The following is a 20,944-nucleotide window of genomic DNA, read 5'->3' as shown; positions in this document are numbered from 1 at the left end:
TGAGCTACCAGACGCATCGATCGAGCGCGCCTTTGGTTTGGACCCGCACGGCCCCGCAACCTACCAAGATCCTCGACATGGCCGCGACACGAACGCGGACCAGACGATCGAGGGGATGCACGTTATGACGACCATGAGCCCGACCGAGATGGCGCAGCGCCTTGGCGGCGGATTGCTGTCGTTTCCCGTCACGCATTTCGATGCGGACGGCGCATTCGTCGAGGACGCGTATCGCAAGCATTGCGCGTGGATGCTCGAACACGAACTGTCCGGCCTGTTCGCGGCTGGCGGCACGGGCGAGTTCTTCTCGTTGACGCCAGCCGAAGTGGCGCAGGCCGTTGGCGCCGCCGTGGCCGAAGCCGGCGGGCGTCTGCCGGTGATCTCAGGCTGCGGCTACGGCACCGCGATCGCGACCGGGATCGCGCGCGATGCGGAGAAGGCAGGCGCCGACGGCCTGTTGCTGCTGCCGCCCTATCTGGTCGGATCAAAGCAGGAAGGGCTTGCCGCGCATGTCGAGGCGGTCTGCAAGGCGACCGGGCTCGGCGTGATCGTCTACAACCGCGACAATGCGATCATCGACGACGAGACGCTGGCGGGCTTGTGCGACCGCAATCCCAATCTGGTCGGCTTCAAGGACGGCGTCGGCGACATCGAGCTGATGACGCGCGTCTATGCGCGGATGGGCGACCGGCTGACCTATATCGGCGGCCTGCCGACCGCGGAGACGTTCGCGACGCCGTATCTGACGATGGGCGTCACGACCTATTCGTCGGCGATCTTCAACTTCCTGCCGGAATGGGCGCTGGCCTTCTACAAGGCGGTGCGGGCCGACGACCGGGTCGAGGTGCTGAACCAGTTGCGCGATTTCGTGCTGCCCTACATCACGCTGCGCAACCAGGGCCGCGGCTACGCGGTGTCGATCGTCAAGGCGGGCATGCGCGTCGTCGGACGCGATGCCGGACCGGTACGTTCGCCGCTGACCGATCTGTCGGCAGCCGAGGACGAGCGGTTGCGGGTGCTGATCGAGAAGGTCGCCCCCGCTGCACTTGCCAAGGCGGCGTGACAGCGGGCGAAAACCAACGGATAGTCCGGCGATGATGTTCGAACTGAGCCAGCTTCGCTGTTTCGTCGCCGCCGCCGAGGAACTCCATTTCGGGCGCGCAGCCCAGCGCCTGAACATGACGCAGTCGCCGCTGAGCCGGCAGATCCAGTTGCTCGAGCGGATCCTCGACGTGACGTTGCTCGAACGCACCAGCCGGCAGGTAAGCCTGACGCCTGCCGGTCGCGTGTTCCTGATCGAGGCGCGGCGCATTGTCCGGCTGTCGGAAAGCGCGGCGCTGTCGGCGCGGCGAGTGGCGAAGGGCGATGCCGGGCGGGTCGCGATCGGCTTCACCGCGGTCTCGGGGTATAATCTGGTGCCGCAGATCGTCGCGCAGGCGAGAGCGAGTCTGCCCAATATCGACCTCGAGCTGCGCGAGATGGTGACGACCGACCAAGTCGATGCGTTGTTGACCGGGCTGATCGACATCGGCTTCGTCCGGCCGCCGCTCGATCGCCACGAGTTCGACACCGCGTGCGTGCAGGTCGAGCCGCTCGTCGTCGCGCTGCCTGCCGGTGATCCGCGACAGGCGAAGGCGGTCCTCGAACTCAGCGATTTCGATGGCTTGCCGCTGATCATGTATGCGCGGCAGGGCGCGGGGTATTTCCACCAGATGCTTATCGGGCTGTTCGACGGTGCGGGGGTGTCGCCACACTATGTCCAACACGTGACGCAGATCCATTCGATGCTGGGGCTCGTACATGCGGGACTGGCTGCTGCGATCGTGCCGGAATCCGCATCGGGGCTGCACATGATCGACGTACAGTTCCGCCGGCTTGCGACCGAGCCCGAAAAGCCTGTCGAGCTGCACATGGCGTGGCGGCGCGACAACAGTAACCCGGCGCTGGAGCCGATGCGGCGGCTATGCGCTGAAACCGCGGCGTGATCGATCGGCGCGCAGTGCTCGCCGGTATCGCGGCGACACCGGCGCTGGTTGCGGCGCGCACACCGGGCGATCCGGTGGCGACGACGCGCTACGGTCGAGTGCGCGGGACGGTCGACCGCGACGTGCTGGTCTTTCGCGGGGTGCGCTATGGGGCGGATACGCGCGCGCGCCGGTTTGCGCGCGCGGTGCCGCCGACGCCTTGGACCGACATTGCCGATGCCACGCGGTACGGCGCCGCCTCCCCACAGACGAAGGTGACCGAGCCGACCAGCGAGGATTGCCTGTTCCTCAACGTCTGGACGCCCGCCCTTGACGCGGCGCGGCGGCCGGTCATGGTCTATATCCACGGTGGCGCGCACGCGCATGGGTCGGGGTCCGATCCGCTGTATGACGGCGGCGCTCTGGTGCGGCGCGGCGACGTGGTGGTCGTTACGCTGAACCACCGGCTGGCGGCGCTGGGCTATGCGTATCTCGCGCAACTGAGCGGGCCGGCGGAATCAGGCAATGTCGGCAATATCGACATCATCCTTGCGCTGCAATGGGTGCGCGACAATATCGCCGCGTTCGGTGGCGATCCGGGGCGGGTGATGCTGTTCGGCCAGTCGGGCGGCGGCGCCAAGATCGTGACTCTGATGGCGATGGCTGAGGCGCGGCCGCTGTTCCACGCAGCCGCGACGATGAGCGGCCAGCACGTCACGGCCGCCGGGCCGAACCACGCGACGATCCGCTCGCGTGCGCTGATGGCGAAGGCCGGCGCTGGCGATTTTGCGGCGCTCAAGGCACTGCCGGTCGAGCGGCTCGTCGAGGCGATGGCGATGACCGACCCGATCGAGGGCAAGGGCGAACTCAGCTTCACCTCCACGCTCGATCATCATGTCCTGACGCGTCATCCCTTCTATCCCGACGCCCCTGGCGAGGCGGCGCATATCCCGCTGATCGTCGGCAACACGCATGACGAAACCGGGTTGTGGATCGGCGAGATCCTGAAGCGTGGCGACACGAGTTGGGAGAATCTTCCCGAGCGGCTCGTGCGCGAGATGACCAAGGACCTCGCGCCCGATCACGTGATCGCGCGCTATCGCGAACTCTATCCCGATCGAACGCCGGGGCAGATCCTGCTGGCGGCGTCGACTGCGGGGCGGTCGTGGCCCGGGCATCTGATCCAGGCGGAGGAGCGCGCGAAGATCGGCGCGCCCACCTGGATGTATCAGCTCGACTTTCCCTCACCGGAAGCGGGCGGCGTGCTCGGTGCGTTCCATTCGCTCGATATCGGGCTGGTGTTCGATAATACGCGAGAGCCGAGCGCTCGTACGGGTGATGGCCCGGAGGCGCGGCGACTTGCCGGGCGGATGGCGGATGCGTTCATCGCGATGGCACGCACGGGTGATCCGAACTGCGCGAGCGTGCCGGCTTGGCGGCGCTATGACCTAGCGCGGCGCTCGACGATGATCTTCGATCGGACGGTGCGGATTGAGGACGATCCCCGGCGTGAGGAGCGGCTGCTGTTCGCGGTTGCGCAGTATATCAAGCCGGGCGGATAATCTTCGATCCTCCCCTCCAAAGGGGGGGGTGGCACCGAAGGTGACGGAGGGGAAAGACACGGAACCTCTGTTTCGCTTACCTCCCCCTCCGTCTGGCAAGGGTCTGACACCTCCCCCCCCGGCGGGGGAGGATTATAGAATGCGGCGATTATTACCGATCCCACGGAAACGCGAGCGTCGGGCGGTTGGCATAACGCCGCATGCGCAACGCGAGCCGCGCGCCACAACCGGGTTCGAGCCTCAGCATGAACGCCGCGCCGGCGATATCGACCGTGCGGCCGTCGATGTTCACGGCGTCGATCCGGTGCTCGGCATAGGCACCACCTTGGACCACCACAGTCCGCGGATGCGAAGTGCTCAGGTTCACTAACGTCACCTCCGCCGTCGTGTCGCCCAGCATATGCACCAGCGCCGCGACGTCTTCCGGCACACCCGCACGTTTGCGGTCCGCGTCGAAATAGCGGAGCCGGCAGTGGAGCGGCACGCCGCCCTGCGAGGGCGAGGTCTTCGACCAGGGCGGACGGGCGATGTGCAGACCGCCGGTCATCAACTGGACGAGGCTGGTGACATTGGCGGGGTTGATGTCGATCGGCCAGTCGGCAAGCCGGGTTTCGGGTGTCGTCGGATCGGCGAGGCGCGCAGCGACGCGGTCGGCGACATTTTTCAGATCGGCACGCAATGCGGTCACGGCGTAACTGGGGTTCGAACCTTCCAGGAAGCTGACCCACGGATGATCGCCGGCTGCGGCCCGATCGGCCGGCGCTTGCGACACGTACCAGATCTCGAAGCCATTGGTCTTGAACGGACCGGGCTGCCAGCCATACCAGCCATCCGCACCGTGCATCGTCGGCGTCGACAGGACCCCGTCGATCGTCTTTGCCTGCCCATTGATCCGCGCGGTCTGGCGGCGCCAGACGTCGATATACCCCTGATCGCCGGTCAGCAGGGTGCCGGTCATGAACGCGGTGATCGAACGGGGCACACGGTTGCGGTTTTCGCGCTTGCCGGTTTGCGGCACGATCGGCGAGAAGCCCCAGCCATAGACGCCGCTCCACCAGTCGCGCGGCACGACACCGTCGAGACCGACCCGGCTGGGGATGATGTCGCCGTTCGCCTTGGCGCGGCCGACCCAGGCGTCGAGATAGTCAAGTGCCCAAGTCCGGTATCGCTCCCCTGCCCCCAGCGCATACGCGTTGAGCCCGAGCGCCGTCGCCTGCAGGTTGAGCGGGTTGTCGCCGACGACGTCGCCATATTCGGCATAATGCGCGAGCGTCTGCGCGTAGGTCGTTTCGCCGTGCTCCATGTGGAAGCGTTCGCCGGCTGCGAACGGATCGCCGGCCCAGTCGAGTTCGGTCGCGCGGCGCAGCATCGGGCCCCGGCTGCCGTTCATCAGGCTGCGCATGATCCGCAGCTTCGGATCGTAATTGCGCGTGGTCAGATCGCGGCCGGTGTAGAAATCGGCGTAACGACGCGTCCGCTCGATCAGCTTCAGATCACGCGGGCCGGACAGCCCCATCAGGTTGAAGGTCGTCAGCCCCTCCGCATTGTGCTGCCAATCCATCTGGACGGGAAACTCGCGGAAATACATACCCGCGCGAGCGATCGGCACGTCGACCGTTCGCGCGGCGGTAAACTGCTTGAGATGCCCTTCCCACGCCCGTGCATACAGATCGCGGATGCTATCGGGGCCGCCGAGCGCGTGCAGGATCGCCCAGTCATTCGTTGCTTCCGCCGCATCGTCGGGACCATCGTTCGCACCCCATCGCTCGAACACGCGCAGCCACCCGCGGTTATCGGCATACTTCGCGTAGAACGCCTCGCACGCCTCCGCATTGGCGGCGAGCAGCCGGCGTTGCAGAATCGCCCATTCCGGCGCTGCCATCGGTGTCTTGACCCGCAACGTCGCAGACGCTGCTCGGGCGACGGCAGGGAGCGTGGCGAGCGCGGCGGCGGCACCACCGAGCAGCGTGCGGCGATCGACGGTCATGCGGCCAGCTCGACACGGCGGATCGGGCCGACGATCACCAGGAACGAGAAGATCGTCAGCAGGCAATGCGCGCCGACGAACACCAGCGCCCAGTCGAACGATCCCGTGGCGCCGACGATGAAGCCGATCACGATCGGCGTGACGATCCCGGCGACGTTGCCGAACATGTTGAACACACCGCTGGTCAGCCCGGCGAGCTGCTTCGGCGCGACATCCGACATCACCGCCCAGCCGAGCGACGCGACTCCCTTGCCGAAGAACGCGACCGCCATCAGCGTGACGACCAGCCATTCCGCCTCGACGAACACGCACGCGATGATCAGCGTCGCCAGCAGCATCCCGAACACCAGCGGCACTTTCCGCGCGATGTCGATCGACCCGGTACGCTTGAGCAGCAGGTCGGACGTGTAGCCGCCGACCAGCCCGCCGACGAACCCGCAGAGGGCCGGCGCCGCGGCAGCGAAGCCGGCCTCCATGATGTTCAACCCGCGCTCCTTCACCAGGTAGATCGGAAACCAGGTGACGAAGAAATAGGTCAGCACGTTAATGCAATATTGGCCGAGATAGATGCCGAGCAGCATCCGGTTCGCCAGCAGCTGGCGCAGGTTCGTCCACGAAAACGCCTGTGGGCGATTGGCGGCATCCTCCATCCGGATCAGCCCGCCGCCCGCCTCGATATGCGCGAGCTCGGCGGCATTGATCTTCGGGTGGCGGACCGGGCTGTGGATGTAGCGGACGAACAGCGCGGTCGCGGCGAGCCCGATCGCGCCCATCACCCAGAACACCGCGCGCCAGCCATAGCTGTGCACCAGCCAACCCATCAGCGGGGCGAAGGCGACGAGCGAGAAATACTGCGCCGAATTGAAGATCGCTGACGCGGTGCCACGTTCTGCGCCAGGAAACCAGGCGGCGACGAGGCGAGCATTGCCCGGAAACGACGGCGCCTCGGCGAGACCGACGAGGAAGCGCAGCGCGAACAGCATCACGACCGCGGACACGCCCGCGATCAACCCGGTCAGCCCCTGCGTGGCCGTGAACAGCGACCAGGCCAGGATCGCGCCGGCATAGACGCGCTTCGTACCGAAATTGTCGAGCAGCAGCCCGCCGGGAATCTGCGCAAGGACATAGGCCCAGGCGAAGGCGGACAGGATGAAGCCGGTTTGCACCGACGACAGCCCGAGTTCGGTCGATGCGGCCGAGCCAGCGATCGAGAATGTCGCACGGTCGGCATAGTTGATCGACGTGATCAGGAAGATCAGCGCGATCACGCGGTAGCGCACCGCGGTCGGGCGCCCGGCCACGCCTCCTGCAACCGCTTCTTCGGCGGGGGCTGCTGCGGCGATCGTCATGCTTCGCTCTCCTGTCCGGCACTCGATCTACGCGAGTGTTCCAGTCCGGTGTATCGAGCAGAACGGGGGCGGTCCAAGTCCGAAAACGGGTTGATCCAGCCAAACCACGACTTGATCGGATGACTGAGCAAGATGCCGGTGCCGGATCAGTGCATCGTTCGCATCGATCGATGTCGGAATGAGATTGGCTTAGGCGGCCGCACCCGGCCTAACACAGATTGCGACAGACCGGCTCCAACGAAGCCGGCAGCAGGCACATCGTGCCGGAGTTAGGGGAGTGAGTATGACCGGGATCCGCAGCTTCAAATCCGTGCTGGCCGTGTCGAGTGCGATCGTCGCCTGCTCGCTGGCAACGATGGCCCATGCCCAGAGCGTACCGGAAACGACCGCGCAGAAAGAGGCGCGTGCCGCCGGCAGCACCACCGATACCGACGCGCCTCCCGCCTCCCCTGCCCTGCCGCCCGAGCAGAGCGTGACCGATGCGCCGCTGGCCGCGGATGCGCCGGATATCGTCGTCACCGGGTTTCGCGCAAGCCTCAACAGCGCGATCAACATCAAGCGCACGCAGACCGCGACCGTCGATGTCATCAAGGCCGAGGACATCGCCGAATTCCCCGACCTGAACCTCGCGGAATCGCTGCAGCGCATCCCCGGCGTCTCGATCAGCCGCGTCAACGGCGAAGGCCGCAACATCTCGGTCCGCGGCCTAGGGCCCGATTACACGCGCGTGCGGATCAACGGGATGGAGGCGATCGGAACTACCGGCGGCACCGACAATTCGGGTGGCGTGAATCGTGGCCGCGGCTTCGATTTCAACATCTTCTCATCCGACCTGTTCAACAGCATCGCGGTCCGCAAGACCGCCACCGCCGACGTCGAGGAGGGCTCGCTGGGCGGCACCGTCGACCTGCAGTCGTCGCGCCCGTTCGACTACAAGAAGGCGACCGCGGTCGTCTCGGCGAGCGCCAGCTACAACGATCTGCGCGAGAAGGTGACGCCGAAGATCTCGGGGTTGATCACCAAAACCACGGATGACGGCCGGTTCGGCGTGCTGCTGTCGGTCGCGTACGAAGAGCGTGCGATCAAGGAAGAGGGCGCGAACATTACGCGCTGGACTTATGGCGGGTTCAACGCCGGGTTCAACGCGGCCTCGACCTTGCCGGGCAAGACGCTCGGCCAGATCAACGATCCCAACCCCGCGACCGGGCTGTACCATCCGCGCATTCCCGGGCTCGTCAGCTACGACATCTTCCAGAAGCGGCTGGGCGCTGCTGGATCGGTCCAGTTCCAGCCGACGCCCAAGACCTTGATCTCGCTCGACGCGCTGTATTCGCGGCTCGACGGCACGCGCAAGGAATCGCAGTTGCAGGCGATCAGCTTCAGTCGGTCGGGGACGGGCAAGCCGCAGACGATCATCCGCGACGGCGTGGTCGACGGCGACAACAACATCATCAGCGGCACGTTCGACAATGTCGATCTGCGCACCCAGTCGCGCTACGACAAGCTGGTCACCGATTTCTATCAGGTGACCGGCACGCTCGACCAGAAGTTCGGCGAGAACTTCAAGGTCGGTGCGGTCGTCGGCTACGCGGATTCGGCGTTCAGCAACCCGATCCAGTCGACCGTAACGATCGATGCCGCCAACACGCCCAATTTCTTCTACGATTTCAGCACCCGGTTTCCGACGATCAAGCCGGGCGTCGACCTGACCAACCCGAACAGCTTCGCCTTCACCAGCGGCACGTCTGAAGTGCGCATCCGCCCGCAGACCGTCAACAACAGCTTCACCAACGCGAAGACGTTTGCGGAATGGACGGTCAATCCGTTGCTCAAGCTGAAAGTCGGCGTCGACTGGCGCCGGTTCGATTACAGCTCGACCGAGCAGCGGCGTCTGTCCGGGGAGTCCGTCGTGCAGACCCTGACGCCGGCGCAGCTTGCCGCGGCGACGACGCTGTTCTCGGGCTTCGGCAAGGGGCTCGACACACCGGCCGGTACGCCGACCGCTTGGGTCGTCCCCGATCTCGCGAAGTTCGCCGAACTCTACGGCATCTATTCGAACCCGCTTTACGCGACCGGTGGCGTGACCAACGCGAGTGCGCGCGGATCGTACATCACCGTGCGTGAGGACGATATCGGCGGCTGGGGCATGGCGGAGTTCAACTTCGCCGATCGCGGCCTGCCGATCCGCGGCGATGTCGGCGTGCGCTACGCCAATACCGACCAGCGCTCGACGGGTTACGCCGGCCAGGGCGTCGCGACCAATCTGATCGTCGCAGACCGCAGCTATCATCGCTGGCTGCCGTCGGGGAACCTGGTGATGGACGTCACCGATACGCTGCTGGTCCGCTTCGCCGCCGCCAAGACGCTCGCGCGCGCCGGCATCTCGGCGATCGCGCCGGGCGGCAACCTCAGCGTATCGGGCGGCAACCGCACCTTCAGCAGCGGCAACCCCGATCTCAAGCCGACGGAATCGGACAATCTCGACGTGTCGGTCGAATGGTATCCGATGCGCGGCGCGATCTATGCGGTGTCGGCGTTCCAGAAGGACATCGGCACGTTCGTTCAGTCGCTCAGCACCACCGTGCCGTTCAGCAGCCTGGGCCTGCCGGACTCGCTCCTCGCTGGCACCAGCGCATCACCGACCGACCTGTTCATCGTCAGCCAGCCCGTCAATTCGAGCGGTGGCCGGCTCAAGGGGTTCGAGGTCAACGTGCAACAGCCCTTCAGCTTCCTGCCGGGCTTCCTCTCGAATTTCGGCGTGTTGGCGAATTACACGCACGTGACGTCGAACATCCAGTATCTGACGTCCGCGACCGGCGGCGCGTCGGTGACCGCGCCGCTGATCGGGCTGTCGAAGCATGCCGCCAACGGCACGCTGTATTTCGAAACGGCTAAGTTCCAAATCCGCGGGTCGATCGCCTATCGTTCGCGCTATCTCACCGCCGTACCCGGCACCGAGGGAAATTCGTATAACGGCACGAGCGGCACGACCAACGTCGATGCGCAGATGTCGTACAATCTGACCGACAATCTCAAGTTCAGCATCGAGGCGATCAACCTGACCGATCAGGTCAACGACCAGTTCGTCGACGAGTCCAACCGCCTGAACGTGCTGACGCATAGCGGTCGCCAGTTCACGGCGGGAATGCGGTTCTCGTTCTGACGGTTCGGCGATCGCCGCTGCACCTCGGCAATCATCGACCCCGGGAGCATCATGCTGGTAGGACAGCGCTCGACATTTCGGTCACGACGCCAAATCAGAACAGGACATGCGCATGACCTATAACCGCCGCGAGACCTTCGGACTGGCATTGGCGGGCGGTGCGGCCGCACTCGTGCCGCCCACCCCCGCGGTTGCGGAGCCCCCCAAACCCGATACGTGCGTACAGCGGTTCGAGGACGACTGGCGACGTGGCTTCGACGGCCAGCGGGTGGCCGATCTTGGCGACGGTCGCTTCCTCAATCCGCTGATCGCCGGAGACCATCCCGATCCCGCCATCCTCAAGGACGGCGCGGATTATTATATGACTTTCTCCAGCTTCGATTCTTATCCGGGGCTGACGATCTGGCACAGCCGCGACCTGGTGAACTGGCAACCGCGCAAGGCGGCGCTGACGAAGAACATCGGCTCGGTCTGGGCGGTCAGCCTCGAGAAACACGACGGCCGGTACTTCCTGTATATCCCGGTCAAGGCAAAGCCGAACGCGATCCACGTGATCTGGGCCGATCATATCGACGGCCCGTGGTCCGATCCGATAGACCTTGGGCTGCCCGACCATATCGATCCCTGCCACGGGGTCGGCGAGGACGGATCGCGCTGGCTGTTCCTGTCTGGAGGCGACCGGATCCGGCTCACCGCCGACGGCCTGTCGACGGTCGGCAAGGTCGAGCATGTCTACGATCCGTGGCGCTATCCCGACACCTGGGACGTCGAGGGCTTCAGTCCCGAAGGACCGAAGATCGTCCGCCACGGCGGCTGGTTCTACATGATCACCGCGGTCGGCGGCACCGCCGGGCCACCGACCGGGCACATGGTGATCGTCGCCCGCTCGCGCTCGATCCACGGCCCCTGGACGAACGATCCCGCCAACCCGGTGGTGCGGACCGTCAGCACCGACGAGAAATGGTGGTCGCGCGGTCATGCCAGCCTCGTCGAGGCCCCCGACGGCAGCTGGTGGTCGATCTATCACGGCTTCGAGAACGGCTATTGGACGCTCGGACGGCAGGCGCTGCTCGATCCGATCCGCTGGACCGCCGATGGCTGGTTCGCGATGACCGGTGGCGATCTGTCGAAGCCGCTTGCGAAGCCAAAAGGCGGCGCCGCGCTACCCCACGGCCAACCGCTCTCCGACGACTTTCGCACGCTACAAATCGGCAGCAAATGGAATTTCTTTCGACCAGGGCCTGACGAACGCAACCGGGCGCGGGCCGAAGGCGGTGCGTTGATACTCAAGGCCACTGGCACCGCGCCGGTGGATTCGTCGCCGCTGATGCTGATCGCCGGCGACCAAGCCTACCGGTTCGAATGCGACGTCGAGATTGCGCCCGGCGGTACCGCAGGACTCGTGCTGTTCTACGACGACAAGCTGTATTGCGGGCTCGGCTTCGACGAACACCGGTTCGTCACGCACCAATATGGCAATGAGCGCGGGCGTCCCGCCAATCCGCACGGACGCCGCATGCGGATCCGGATTACAAATACGCGTCACATCGTTGCGATCCATACCAGCGGCGATCGAGGCAAGACCTGGCACCGCTTCGATCGCGGCATGGAGGTGTCGGGCTATCACCATAATGTCCGCGGAGGGTTCCTGATGCTGCGTCCCGGCCTGTATTCGGCCGGTAGCGGCGAGGCCCGCTTCCGCGACTTCCGGTACGAGGCGCTCTGACCCCGGCGCGCGTCGCTCACCCAAGGCCTTGCGCGCGTGCCCATTCCTTGAACAGCGTCGGCCATGACGCTGCCGGCTTGCCGACCGCCCTGCTCAGGCCGAAACCATGCCCCCCGGTCGCGAACAGATGCGTTTCCACCGCAACGCCAGCCTTGATCGCAGCCGCCCGGAACGCCAGCGTATTGTCGACGGCGACGCTCCGATCATCTTCGGCGTGGACGAGGAAGCAGGGTGGCGTCGCCGACGTCACGTTGAAGGCGGTCGAATGCGCGCGCTCCAAGGCCGGTGTTGGCGAGGCTCCGAGCAGCAGCGTACGTGACCCGGGATGGGCAAGCGGCAACGCCATCGATTGCACCGCGTACATAAGCGCCGCGACGTCGGGCCGTGCGCTGCTTTGATCCACGGTATCGATCGGCGTGTAAGTTGGCTGCGCGAACCTCGTCGCCAGGTCGCCGCAGACGTGCCCGCCCGCCGAAAATCCCATCGCGGCGATGCGATCTGGCTTGATCCCGTACAGCCCCGCCCGTGCGCGGATCAGCCGCACCGCCCGTTGCGCATCGGACAGCGCAACGTCCGGCCCGGCCGCCCAGCCATCGCCGGGCAACCGATAGAACAGCACGAACACCGTCCAGCCGTGATCCGCCAGCCGGCGTGCGATCTCATACCCCTCGCGGTCGACGACGATCCGGACATAGCTGCCGCCCGGCATCACCAGCACCGCCGATCCGTTCGGCTTAGCGGGTCGAAACACGACCAAACGCGGGCGAGCGACGCCGTGGACGGCGCGATCGGTAGCCTGCGTACCGGTTGCCCGGTCCTCGACGATCTCGACCGGCAATCTCGGTGGCGCCCCCGGGGCTCCGGCTGGCCACAGGTCGATCGTTTCGGTCGGGTCGGGCAGTCGTGGCCCCCGGCTACCGACCTGCACGGGCGCCGGAGTCTGCGCATCGACGCCGGCCGACAGACCGGCGGCCAGCGTCCCCAGGATTGCACTCCGACGATCGATCATATGCTTCGGCCCATCAAAAAAAAGGGCGCACTCCATGAGGAATGCGCCCGAGGAGAGGAGAGACTGTGCTCGGCGCGCCTACATTTTGAAGCGCGCGCCGACGAGGAAGGTGCGGCCGAAATGATTGTTCTCGTAGTTCCGATTGGCATCGAGATCGACGTAGCGGCTACGATAATTGTCGGTCAGGTTGGTCCCTTCGAGCGAGACCTCGAGTGCCGGCGTCAGCTTGTAGCGCATCGACGCATCGACGTTGGTCGTCGCGGCATAGCCCTCGAACAAATTGCCGGTGGCCGATGCCCCGTCGATGTACGGGCTGCGATAGCTGATCGATCCGCGCGCGCTGAACTTCGCGTCCTCGTAATACAGCGTGCCGTTATACGCGCGCTTCGACAGGCCGTAGAGCGTCGCCGAGCGGGTCGTGTTCGGCAGCGCGCCGAGCGTGCCCGCAGGCGTGACGATCGTCGTCGCCGGACCACCTTGCGAATAACCGGCGCTGGAGTCGACGAAGGTCGCGTTGGCCAAGGCGCCGAAGTTGCGCAGGAAACCGGGCAGGAAGCGGAAGGTCGTCTGGAGCGAGATTTCCGCCCCCTTCAACGACGCGCCCGTGCCGTTGATCGGCGAGGTGATCTGCCACAACTGGCCCTCCGGAGCCCCCGCGGCAGGCGAGCTTGCCGGGATCACCGAAAGCGGCAGGCCGGTCGACGCGAACGTCCCGCTGCGCGTCGCCGAGACCGGGAAGCTCTCAACATTCTTCTTGAACAGCGCGACCGAGAAGATCGACTGCGGTGCGAAATACCATTCCGCCGAGATATCGAACGCGGTCGCGCGGAACGGATCGAGCTGCGGATTGCCGAACGTCACGCGGTAGTTGAAGCCATCGACCGAACCGCCCGGCGTCAGGCTGCCGAGGCTCGGCCGGGTCAGCACCTTGGCGATCGCACCGCGGATGATGACGTCTTCGGCCGGGAAAAGCGCGACGTTGATCGCGGGCAACCAATCGTCATAGGTGCGCTCGACCGTCGCGGGGGTATTGACGGTTACACCAGCGACGGTCGCCGAGGACAGCCCGGTCGAGCGCTGCTTGGTGTGGACGTAACGGATGCCGGCATTGGCGGCATACCGCAGCCCGAGGATATCACCCTTAACGTCGAACTCCGTGTAGCCGCCGGTCACCTGCTCGGAGACGCTGCGGGTGTCACCGACCAGCACGGTCGCGGGCCGGTTGTAGAGCCCGGTATACGCCGCCGACGCATCGATGTTGGGGATCAGGAAGCTAGTCGTCGTCCCCGCAGGCTGGCCGGCCTTTCCGAGATTGAAGATCTCGCCAAGGTTTCCGGCTGGGAACCCGTACACCGCGGTCGGTCCGAACAGCGTGTTCGGCGAGCAGGTCAGCGTCCCCAGCACGACGTCCTTGCCGCCGGCGTTGGGGCAGACGACGGCATCGCGCGAGAAGCCCTGCGTGTCGAATGTGAACTTGCGGTACAGCCCGCCTGCCTTGATCTGGAACCCCTCGGCGACGTCCCATTCGGTCCGCAACTGCGCGGTGCGGAACTTGTTGACCGTTTCCGACGGCCGATCGCGGATTTCCGCAAGCTGGAAGTTCGCCGGATCGGTGACGCTGGTGCCGAAGGTCAGCGTCGGGCGCTTCATGTCGGTATAGTCGTAGCTATAGCCCTGCGCGTCGCGATCATCGAACACGAAGGTCGTCTCGACCGGGATCGTTGCATCCGACTTCGAGATGCCGCCCATCAGCGTGAAGCGCAGCTTGTCGGTGACGTCCTGATCCCAGCTGCCGCCGATCTGGTAGAATTCGGTCTGCGACTTGCGCAGATAATGCTCGGTCCGCACCCAGGCGTCGTTGAGCGTTGCCTTAACCAGGTTGTTGTTCGCATCGATCGTGTATTTGCTGATATCGATCGACCGCTCGTTGGAGCGCAGCAGGACTTCGCCCCATTTCTCCTCGCGGGTTTCCTTGAAGCGCGAATACAGCCCGTCGATCGAGATCTTGGTTGCCTCGCTCGGCGACCATTGCACGCTGCCGGTGATACCCAGCCGCTCGCGCTCGTGCCGGACCGAGCCGTAGCGCGGGATGCGCGGGTGGAAGGCGAGCGCAGCCGCGGTGCAGGCCGTGCTCGGTACATAGACGCCGCCGCGGTTCTGCGTGGTGTAGCAGCGCGTGCCATCGACCGAGTCGAACGGCCCTTGCGCCCAGCGGACCGTGTTGTTGCCGAGTTCGAAATTGTTCGTCTTCGAATAGGCGGCAGATGCGGCGACGCCGAAGCTGCCGTCCGCGGACTTCCACGACAGCAATCCGGCAAGGCGCGGCCCGGTATTCTTGCTCAGGTCATTGTAGCTGGCCTGCGCCGACCCGACTGCGGTGAAGCCGATCTTGCCGCCAAGCGGGTTGCCCGTGTTGAGATCGACGACCGCCCCCAGCGAGCCTTCGTCGAGCGAAGCCTCCGCGGTCTTGTGGACGACGATCGAGTTGAACAGCTCGGATGCGAAGACGTTGAAATCGAACGCGCGATCGCGGTTCGAACTGGCGCCGTCGGTCGAGGTGGCGACCGTCTCCATACCGTTGACGCGCACGCGCGTGAACTGCGCGCCGAGACCGCGCACCGTGATCGCGCGACCTTCGCCGGCATCGCGCTGGATCGAAATACCCGGGATACGCTGGAGTGATTCGGCAAGGTTCTGATCGGGAAACTTGGCGATGTCCTCGGCGACGATCGCGTCGACCGCGGCGACCGACTGGCGCTTGACGTTGAGCGCAGCGTCGAGCGACTTGCGGAAGCCGGTGACGATGATCTCGGCGGTCTCGCCTTCCGCCTGCACCGTCTCCGGGGCGGTCTGCGGTGCGGTGGTCGCGGCCTGATCCACGGTCTGGCCCTGCGGCACGACGGCCGTCTGTGCGGGCGACGGATCGACCTGCGCCGGCGTTCCCGGCGATACGCTGTTGGGGATCTGTGCAGCCTGCGCCGCTGCGATCGAAGGCATCGCGAGCGCCAGAACCAGACTGCCCGCAGACACGCCGCCCAGCCAGCCCATCCGTCGAACCGCAACCGTTGCTTGAACTTCCATTGCATCCACTCCCCGTTCGGCGATCACCGATGACACCGGTTGCGCTATCGGCGGCTCGCCGTTGCGCTTCCGACCTGACTATCTTGGAGAGTTCGAACCGTTACTGACCACGGTGGCGCCCGATCCTCTCCCGAAAAGCCAGCTCTTGCTGGTCCTCCCACCCGTCCCTTGTCTGCCTAGGTAACCGGTGTCACAACAATGTCGAAGGATCTTTGGCGTGTCAACATGCCGCGTCACACATCGTATCAAGCAGGAGATGCATCGATGAAATTGTTGCGAATTATCGCCCCCGCGCTCGCCGTCATGCTGTCCACGACGGCACCGGCACAGCAGCGCGCCTCGCGACCGATGGTCATCGTCGACGAGGTTGACACGATCCGTAACGAACCGCCCCCACACGGCGCGATCGGCTCCAGCACCGCCTATCGGATCAGCGACGCCGTACCCGGTCGGACGATGGAGTTCCGCAAGCGTATCCTGCACCCCGGCAGCGCGATCGGCCTGCACCGCATCGCGCATGACGAGGTGTATTACGTGATTTCGGGCACCGGCGCAGTCTCGTCCGACGGTGTGACGCTACCGGTACGGACGGGTATCGCGGCCTATCTGTTCGACGGCGAGACGGTCGGCATCCGCCAGACCGGCAGCGACCCGCTCGTGCTGATCATCGCCTATCCGATCCCGCGCTAGGTTCCGGGCTGGATATACGGGACGCGCGCGAACAGTTCGCGTTCCCATCTACGCGGATCGTTCTCGACCCTGGACCGGGCGTCGAAGATCATCGTCGCTCGCGTCGCCCGATCGTACCGCGGCCAGTGCGGTGCGCCGGCATGACCGGGATCGCCGGTAATCGCGAACGCGACGAAACTGTCCTGCATCGCCTTGGACGCCGCCTGCGCATCCGCCGCGGTGCCGGTCTGCGAGCCGGTCGCCCCCAGCGTGCCGAACACCAGCGGAATATCCATGGTATGGAACGCACCACGCCGCGGGTCCGTCCGCGACGCGAAATCGACCTGATAGACCCAGGTCGGCGTTCCCGTATCGGCGCGCGCCTCGGCCTCGATCACCTGCCCGCGCCAGCTCCGCCCTGCCGTGGTCACGCCGTAGAAGACGTCGGTCGGCGACCAGTCCGGATAGCGCGCGCGGTACTGCGCCACGACCCATTCCGGCAGGATGTCGATCTTCAGCTCGGGCGCCATCCGCGCGGCGACGTTGCTCCAGTCGAGCCCCCTCACCTTCGGCGAATCAAGCCCGATGAACGCCCGCGTCTCGTCATGCGTGTTGCCGAGCAACATCGGGATACGGTTGCCGAGCGGGTTTGCGTCCGGCCAAAACGGGTGCCGCGTGAGCCACTTCATGTCGAGCACCGGCCCGAAATACACCCCGCCACCCATGATCGGATCGGTCGCCGACAGCGCCTCGACCAGCTTTTCGACCGGCATCGTCAGCAACGGCGACAGGTCGCTTTCGGCCACCCCCAGCTTCGTCAGATATGCCCTGGCACGCGCCGTCGCGTTGAGGGGCCCCGATGCGGTCACCTGCTGCCCGCTCATAGTCGCCGCCCGGTGGAACAGCCCCGTAGCGGCGGGCATCCCCATCATCGTCGCGATCTTCGCGCCGCCGCCGGACTGACCGAACACCATTATGCGGGCCGGATCGCCGCCGAACGCCGCGATATTGTCGCGCACCCATTTCAGCGCGAGGATCAGGTCGAGCTGCCCTGCATTGCCACTGTCAGGAAAGCGTGGGTCGAGCCGCGCCAGATACAGATAGCCGAGCGCGTTGAGCCGGTGGTTCACCGTCACGACCACGACATCGCCGCGCGCCGCCAGCGCCTGCCCATCGTTCTGCGGATCGGTGACGCTGCCGTTCGAATACGCGCCACCGTGGATATAGACCATCACCGGCTTCTTCGCGCGGTGGTCGGCGTCTGCGGTCCAGACGTTCAGGAACAGGCAGTCTTCGGATTGCGGAGCGTAAGGGCCCGACTGCGGACAGACCGGCCCGAAATCGCGTGCCGGTCGGGTCTGTCCGGGCATCGCCACGGCTACCGGCGCCCGAAACCGTTCGGAGCGACCGTAGCGTATCCCCTTGAACGCGAGAATTTTCCGGTCCAAGGATCCGACGAAATTGCCAGCTGGAGCACGAACCGTGAGCGACGTCGCCGCGCCAGCGCCGGACGCCAGGATCAGCGCAGCGGCCCCGCTCAGGGTGCCGCGGCGCGTCCAGCCGTCAGCGGCGGACATCGAGCCCGCCCGACAGATACGCATCGATATCGGCTTGGCGGAACAGGCTCGCATCACCCGGCAGCGAATGCTTGAGCGCGGCGAGCGCTAAACCGATCCGCGCAACGTCTGCGATATCCTCGCCCGAGCGCAACCCGTGCAACACGCCCGCCGCAAACGCATCGCCGCCGCCGATCCGGTCGACGATCCCGGCAAGCACGACCTCCTCGGTCTGGACATGCTTCGCGCGCGTGTCGATCCGTGCGGACAACCGGTGGAGATCGACATGCTCAACGTGCCGCGCGGTCGAGGCGATCGTCTGCAACCGGGGGAACGCCGCGAACGCCGCTTCCGCTGCCTCGCGCCGCCGGTCTTCCGCATCGCCGGAAAAATCGCGGCCCAGCAGGAGGGCGATGTCGCGGTGGTTGCCGAACATCAGGTCGGCATGCGCGACGAGGTCCGTCAGGATCGCACGCGGGTTCGAATCCCAGCGCTCCCACAATTTGCCGCGCCAATTGCCGTCGAACGAGACGGGAATCCCGCGACCGGTGGCCGCCTTGGCAGCGGCAAGCGCGGCTTCCGCCGGGACCGGCCCGAGCGCCGGGGTGATGCCGGACAGATGGAGGCGGTCGACGCCCGCCAGCAGCGTATCCCAGTTCCACGCGCTCACTGGCGCCTCGGCAAACGAGGACCAGGCGCGATCGTAGACTACTTCGGTCGCGCGCAGGCCGGCGCCCGAGGTGACGAAATACAGCCCCATCCGCTCGCCGCCGAACACGATGGTCGATGTGTCGACGCCGTGCCCGCGCAGCGTCGTAATCGCTGCGCGGCCGAGATCGTTGTCGGGCACCATCGTCGCCATGCCGACGTCGTGGCCCAGACGCGCAAGCTGCGTAACGACGTTCGCCTCCGCGCCGGCGACCCATACGTCGAGCTTGGGCGTCTGCAACAGCAGTTCGCGACCCGGTGGCGAAAGCCGCAGCATGATCTCACCGAACGCCAGGAATTTGCTCATATCGCCCTCTCTAGTTCCTCCCCGGCGCGGGGAGGGGGACCGCCGCCGAAGGCGGGGGTGGAGGGGGGCCTCCACGACCGCTACGCCCGTGGAAGCCCCCCACCGTCAGCCTGTAGCTCTCACCTCCCGTGCCGGGGAGGATTTACCGCGCCAGCCAGCCGCCATCGACCGCCAGGATATGGCCCTGGACATACTTCGCCGCTGCCGACGACAGGAACACCGCCGCGCCGCCAAGATCGCTCGGATCGCCCCATGCGCCAGCCGGGATGCGGTCCATGATCGACTTGTTGCGCACTTCGTCCGCCTGCAACGCCGCGGTGTTGTTGGTCGCGATATAGCCCGGTGCGATCGCGTTGACGTTGATGCCCTTGCTCGCCCACTCGTTCGCCAGCAGCTTGGTCAGCCCGCCGATCCCCGACTTGGACGCGGTATAGCTCGGCACGCGGATGCCGCCCTGGAACGTCAGCATCGAGGCGATGTTGACGATCTTGCCGCCACCATTTGTGATCATGTGTCTCCCGGCCGCCTGGCACAGGAAGAACACCGACTTCAAATTGGTATCGATCACCGCATCCCAGTCCGCCTCGGTGAAGTCGACCGCATCGGCGCGACGAATGATGCCGGCGTTGTTAATCAAGATATCGAGCCCGCCGAGCTTCGCCACGGTCTCGTCGACGACGCGCTGAACCGGTTCGATCGTCGACAGGTCCGCGGAGACGATCTCCGCTTTCCGCCCAAGCGCGCGGATCTGCGCGACGGTATCCTCGGCAGGTGTCCGGCCGACGCACGCGACGTCAGCCCCGGCCGCAGCAAGCGCAACCGCGATCGCTTGGCCGATCCCTGTGTTAGCGCCGGTCACGATGGCGACCTTGCCGGTGAGGTCGAAGGGATTTGTCATGCTTTCTCTCTCATTCCCCTCCCGCTTGCGGGAGGGGTTAGGGGAGGGGAAATGCGGACCAACGCTCGTGACCACGCCCTCCCCCGACCCCTCCCGTGAACGGGAGGGGAGAAGATTTACGCCAGCTGGCAGATATCCAGCACGTTCATGTCGGTATAATCCTGGTTCTCGCCGGCCATCGCCCAGATGAACGCGTACGCCTTGGTGCCCGAGCCCATGTGGATCGACCACGGCGGGCTGATCACCGCTTCCTCGTTCGCCATGACGATGTGGCGGGTCGCCTCGCCCTCGCCCATGTAATGGAACACGCGATCCTTCTCGAGGTCGTCGAGCTCGAAGTAGAAATAGATCTCGCTGCGACGCTCGTGGATGTGCGGCGGCATCGTGTTCCACACCGAGCCGGGCTTCAGAACGGTGAGGCCCATCACCAGTTGCGCGCTGTCGCAGATGCCCGGGATGACCATCTGGTAGATCGTCCGTTCGTTCGACTCCTCGAGCGAACCGCGCTCCAGCGTGGTCGCATCACCGACCGAGATAACCCGCGTCGTGAACGCCTTGTGCGCAGGGCACGACGCCAGATAGAAGCGCGCACCGTCGCCCGAGAACTGCACGTCCTTCGCGCCCATCGTCACGTACAGGCAATCCTTGTTGCCGAGCGTGAACGTCTCGCCGTCGACGGTGACGGTGCCGCCGACCTTGCCGACGTTGACGACTGCAAGCTCGCGGCGTTCGAGGAACGGGTGCCCCGCTGCCGACGCCGGCTCGGCCTGATTGGGCAGCTTGACGCTACCGCTGGAGACCGCGACGCCGCCGATCACAAAGCGCTCAGCATGCGTGTAGTTGAGCACGCATTCGCCGTCGCGGAACAGGTCCTGGATCAGGTAACGGTCGCGCAGTTCGTCGTTGGAAACGCATTCCATCATGTCGGGGTGCGTGGCATAGTAGGTGCGGTCGTACATGATAGG

The 20,944-nt window shown here is 65.7% G+C and carries 14 protein-coding genes; 6 read left to right on the top strand and 8 right to left on the bottom strand.

Annotated features, from left to right (window positions below; translation table 11 throughout):
- Positions 1-124 precede the first annotated feature (124 nt).
- From kdgD to C8J43_RS20055, 3 genes are read left to right on the top strand one after another with little or no spacing between them, the layout of a single operon-like run.
- Complete coding sequence (gene kdgD, locus C8J43_RS20065) at positions 125-1,063, top strand: 5-dehydro-4-deoxyglucarate dehydratase (protein WP_133032384.1); 939 nt, start codon at positions 125-127, stop codon at positions 1,061-1,063.
- A 31-nt stretch (positions 1,064-1,094) separates the two neighbouring features.
- Complete coding sequence (locus tag C8J43_RS20060) at positions 1,095-1,985, top strand: LysR substrate-binding domain-containing protein (RefSeq protein ID WP_243645704.1); 891 nt, start codon at positions 1,095-1,097, stop codon at positions 1,983-1,985.
- Positions 1,982-3,526, top strand: coding sequence for a carboxylesterase/lipase family protein (locus tag C8J43_RS20055; RefSeq protein ID WP_133032383.1), 1,545 nt, complete (start codon positions 1,982-1,984; stop codon positions 3,524-3,526). The genes C8J43_RS20060 and C8J43_RS20055 overlap by 4 nt, the downstream gene beginning before the upstream one ends.
- A 151-nt stretch (positions 3,527-3,677) precedes the next feature.
- Here C8J43_RS20055 and C8J43_RS20050 read toward each other — a convergent pair whose 3' ends face one another.
- Positions 3,678-5,513, bottom strand: a complete 1,836-nt coding sequence (locus C8J43_RS20050) for a hypothetical protein (RefSeq protein WP_133032382.1) — start codon at positions 5,511-5,513, stop codon at positions 3,678-3,680.
- Complete coding sequence (locus tag C8J43_RS20045) at positions 5,510-6,862, bottom strand: MFS transporter (protein WP_133032381.1); 1,353 nt, start codon at positions 6,860-6,862, stop codon at positions 5,510-5,512. The genes C8J43_RS20050 and C8J43_RS20045 overlap by 4 nt, the downstream gene beginning before the upstream one ends.
- 283 nt (positions 6,863-7,145) lie before the next feature.
- On the opposite strand from C8J43_RS20045, the gene C8J43_RS20040 reads away from it, so the two are divergent.
- The gene (locus C8J43_RS20040; protein WP_133032380.1) at positions 7,146-10,025 is read left to right on the top strand and encodes a TonB-dependent receptor; all 2,880 of its coding nucleotides are present in this window, start codon (positions 7,146-7,148) and stop codon (positions 10,023-10,025) included.
- Positions 10,026-10,137: 112 nt separating this feature from the next.
- Positions 10,138-11,751, top strand: a complete 1,614-nt coding sequence (locus C8J43_RS20035) for a family 43 glycosylhydrolase (RefSeq protein ID WP_133032379.1) — start codon at positions 10,138-10,140, stop codon at positions 11,749-11,751.
- A gap of 16 nt (positions 11,752-11,767) precedes the next feature.
- Here the strand turns inward: C8J43_RS20035 and C8J43_RS20030 are convergent, their stop codons facing one another.
- Both C8J43_RS20030 and C8J43_RS20025 read right to left on the bottom strand, forming a co-directional pair.
- Complete coding sequence (locus C8J43_RS20030) at positions 11,768-12,760, bottom strand: alpha/beta hydrolase (RefSeq protein WP_133032378.1); 993 nt, start codon at positions 12,758-12,760, stop codon at positions 11,768-11,770.
- Positions 12,761-12,838: 78 nt separating this feature from the next.
- On the bottom strand, positions 12,839-15,841 hold the full coding sequence (locus C8J43_RS20025) for a TonB-dependent receptor (RefSeq protein WP_243645703.1): 3,003 nt from the start codon (positions 15,839-15,841) through the stop codon (positions 12,839-12,841).
- Positions 15,842-16,144: 303 nt separating this feature from the next.
- Here C8J43_RS20025 and C8J43_RS20020 point away from each other — a divergent pair, with 303 nt between their 5' ends.
- On the top strand, positions 16,145-16,531 hold the full coding sequence (locus C8J43_RS20020; protein ID WP_197975336.1) for a cupin domain-containing protein: 387 nt from the start codon (positions 16,145-16,147) through the stop codon (positions 16,529-16,531).
- On the opposite strand, the gene C8J43_RS20015 is transcribed toward C8J43_RS20020, so the two are convergent.
- From C8J43_RS20015 to kduI, 4 genes are all read right to left on the bottom strand, one after another.
- A complete protein-coding gene (locus tag C8J43_RS20015) occupies positions 16,528-18,087 on the bottom strand; it encodes a carboxylesterase/lipase family protein (RefSeq protein ID WP_133032397.1) in 1,560 nt (519 codons plus the stop codon). The genes C8J43_RS20020 and C8J43_RS20015 overlap by 4 nt on opposite strands.
- Complete coding sequence (locus C8J43_RS20010) at positions 18,074-19,081, bottom strand: sugar kinase (RefSeq protein WP_133032377.1); 1,008 nt, start codon at positions 19,079-19,081, stop codon at positions 18,074-18,076. Before C8J43_RS20010 ends, C8J43_RS20015 begins: the two co-directional genes overlap by 14 nt.
- 142 nt (positions 19,082-19,223) lie before the next feature.
- Positions 19,224-19,979, bottom strand: a complete 756-nt coding sequence (gene kduD / locus C8J43_RS20005) for a 2-dehydro-3-deoxy-D-gluconate 5-dehydrogenase KduD (protein WP_133032376.1) — start codon at positions 19,977-19,979, stop codon at positions 19,224-19,226.
- Between the two features lie 116 nt (positions 19,980-20,095).
- The gene (gene kduI, locus C8J43_RS20000) at positions 20,096-20,938 is read right to left on the bottom strand and encodes a 5-dehydro-4-deoxy-D-glucuronate isomerase (RefSeq protein WP_133032375.1); all 843 of its coding nucleotides are present in this window, start codon (positions 20,936-20,938) and stop codon (positions 20,096-20,098) included.
- Between the last annotated feature and the right edge of the window lie 6 nt (positions 20,939-20,944).

The sequence above is a fragment of the Sphingomonas sp. PP-CE-1G-424 genome (genome assembly GCF_004341085.1).
In the GTDB taxonomy this organism is placed as follows: Bacteria; Pseudomonadota; Alphaproteobacteria; order Sphingomonadales; family Sphingomonadaceae; genus Sphingomonas.
The sequence above is the reverse complement of the archived record's forward strand: the minus strand, read 5'-3'. Positions and strand labels throughout refer to the sequence as shown.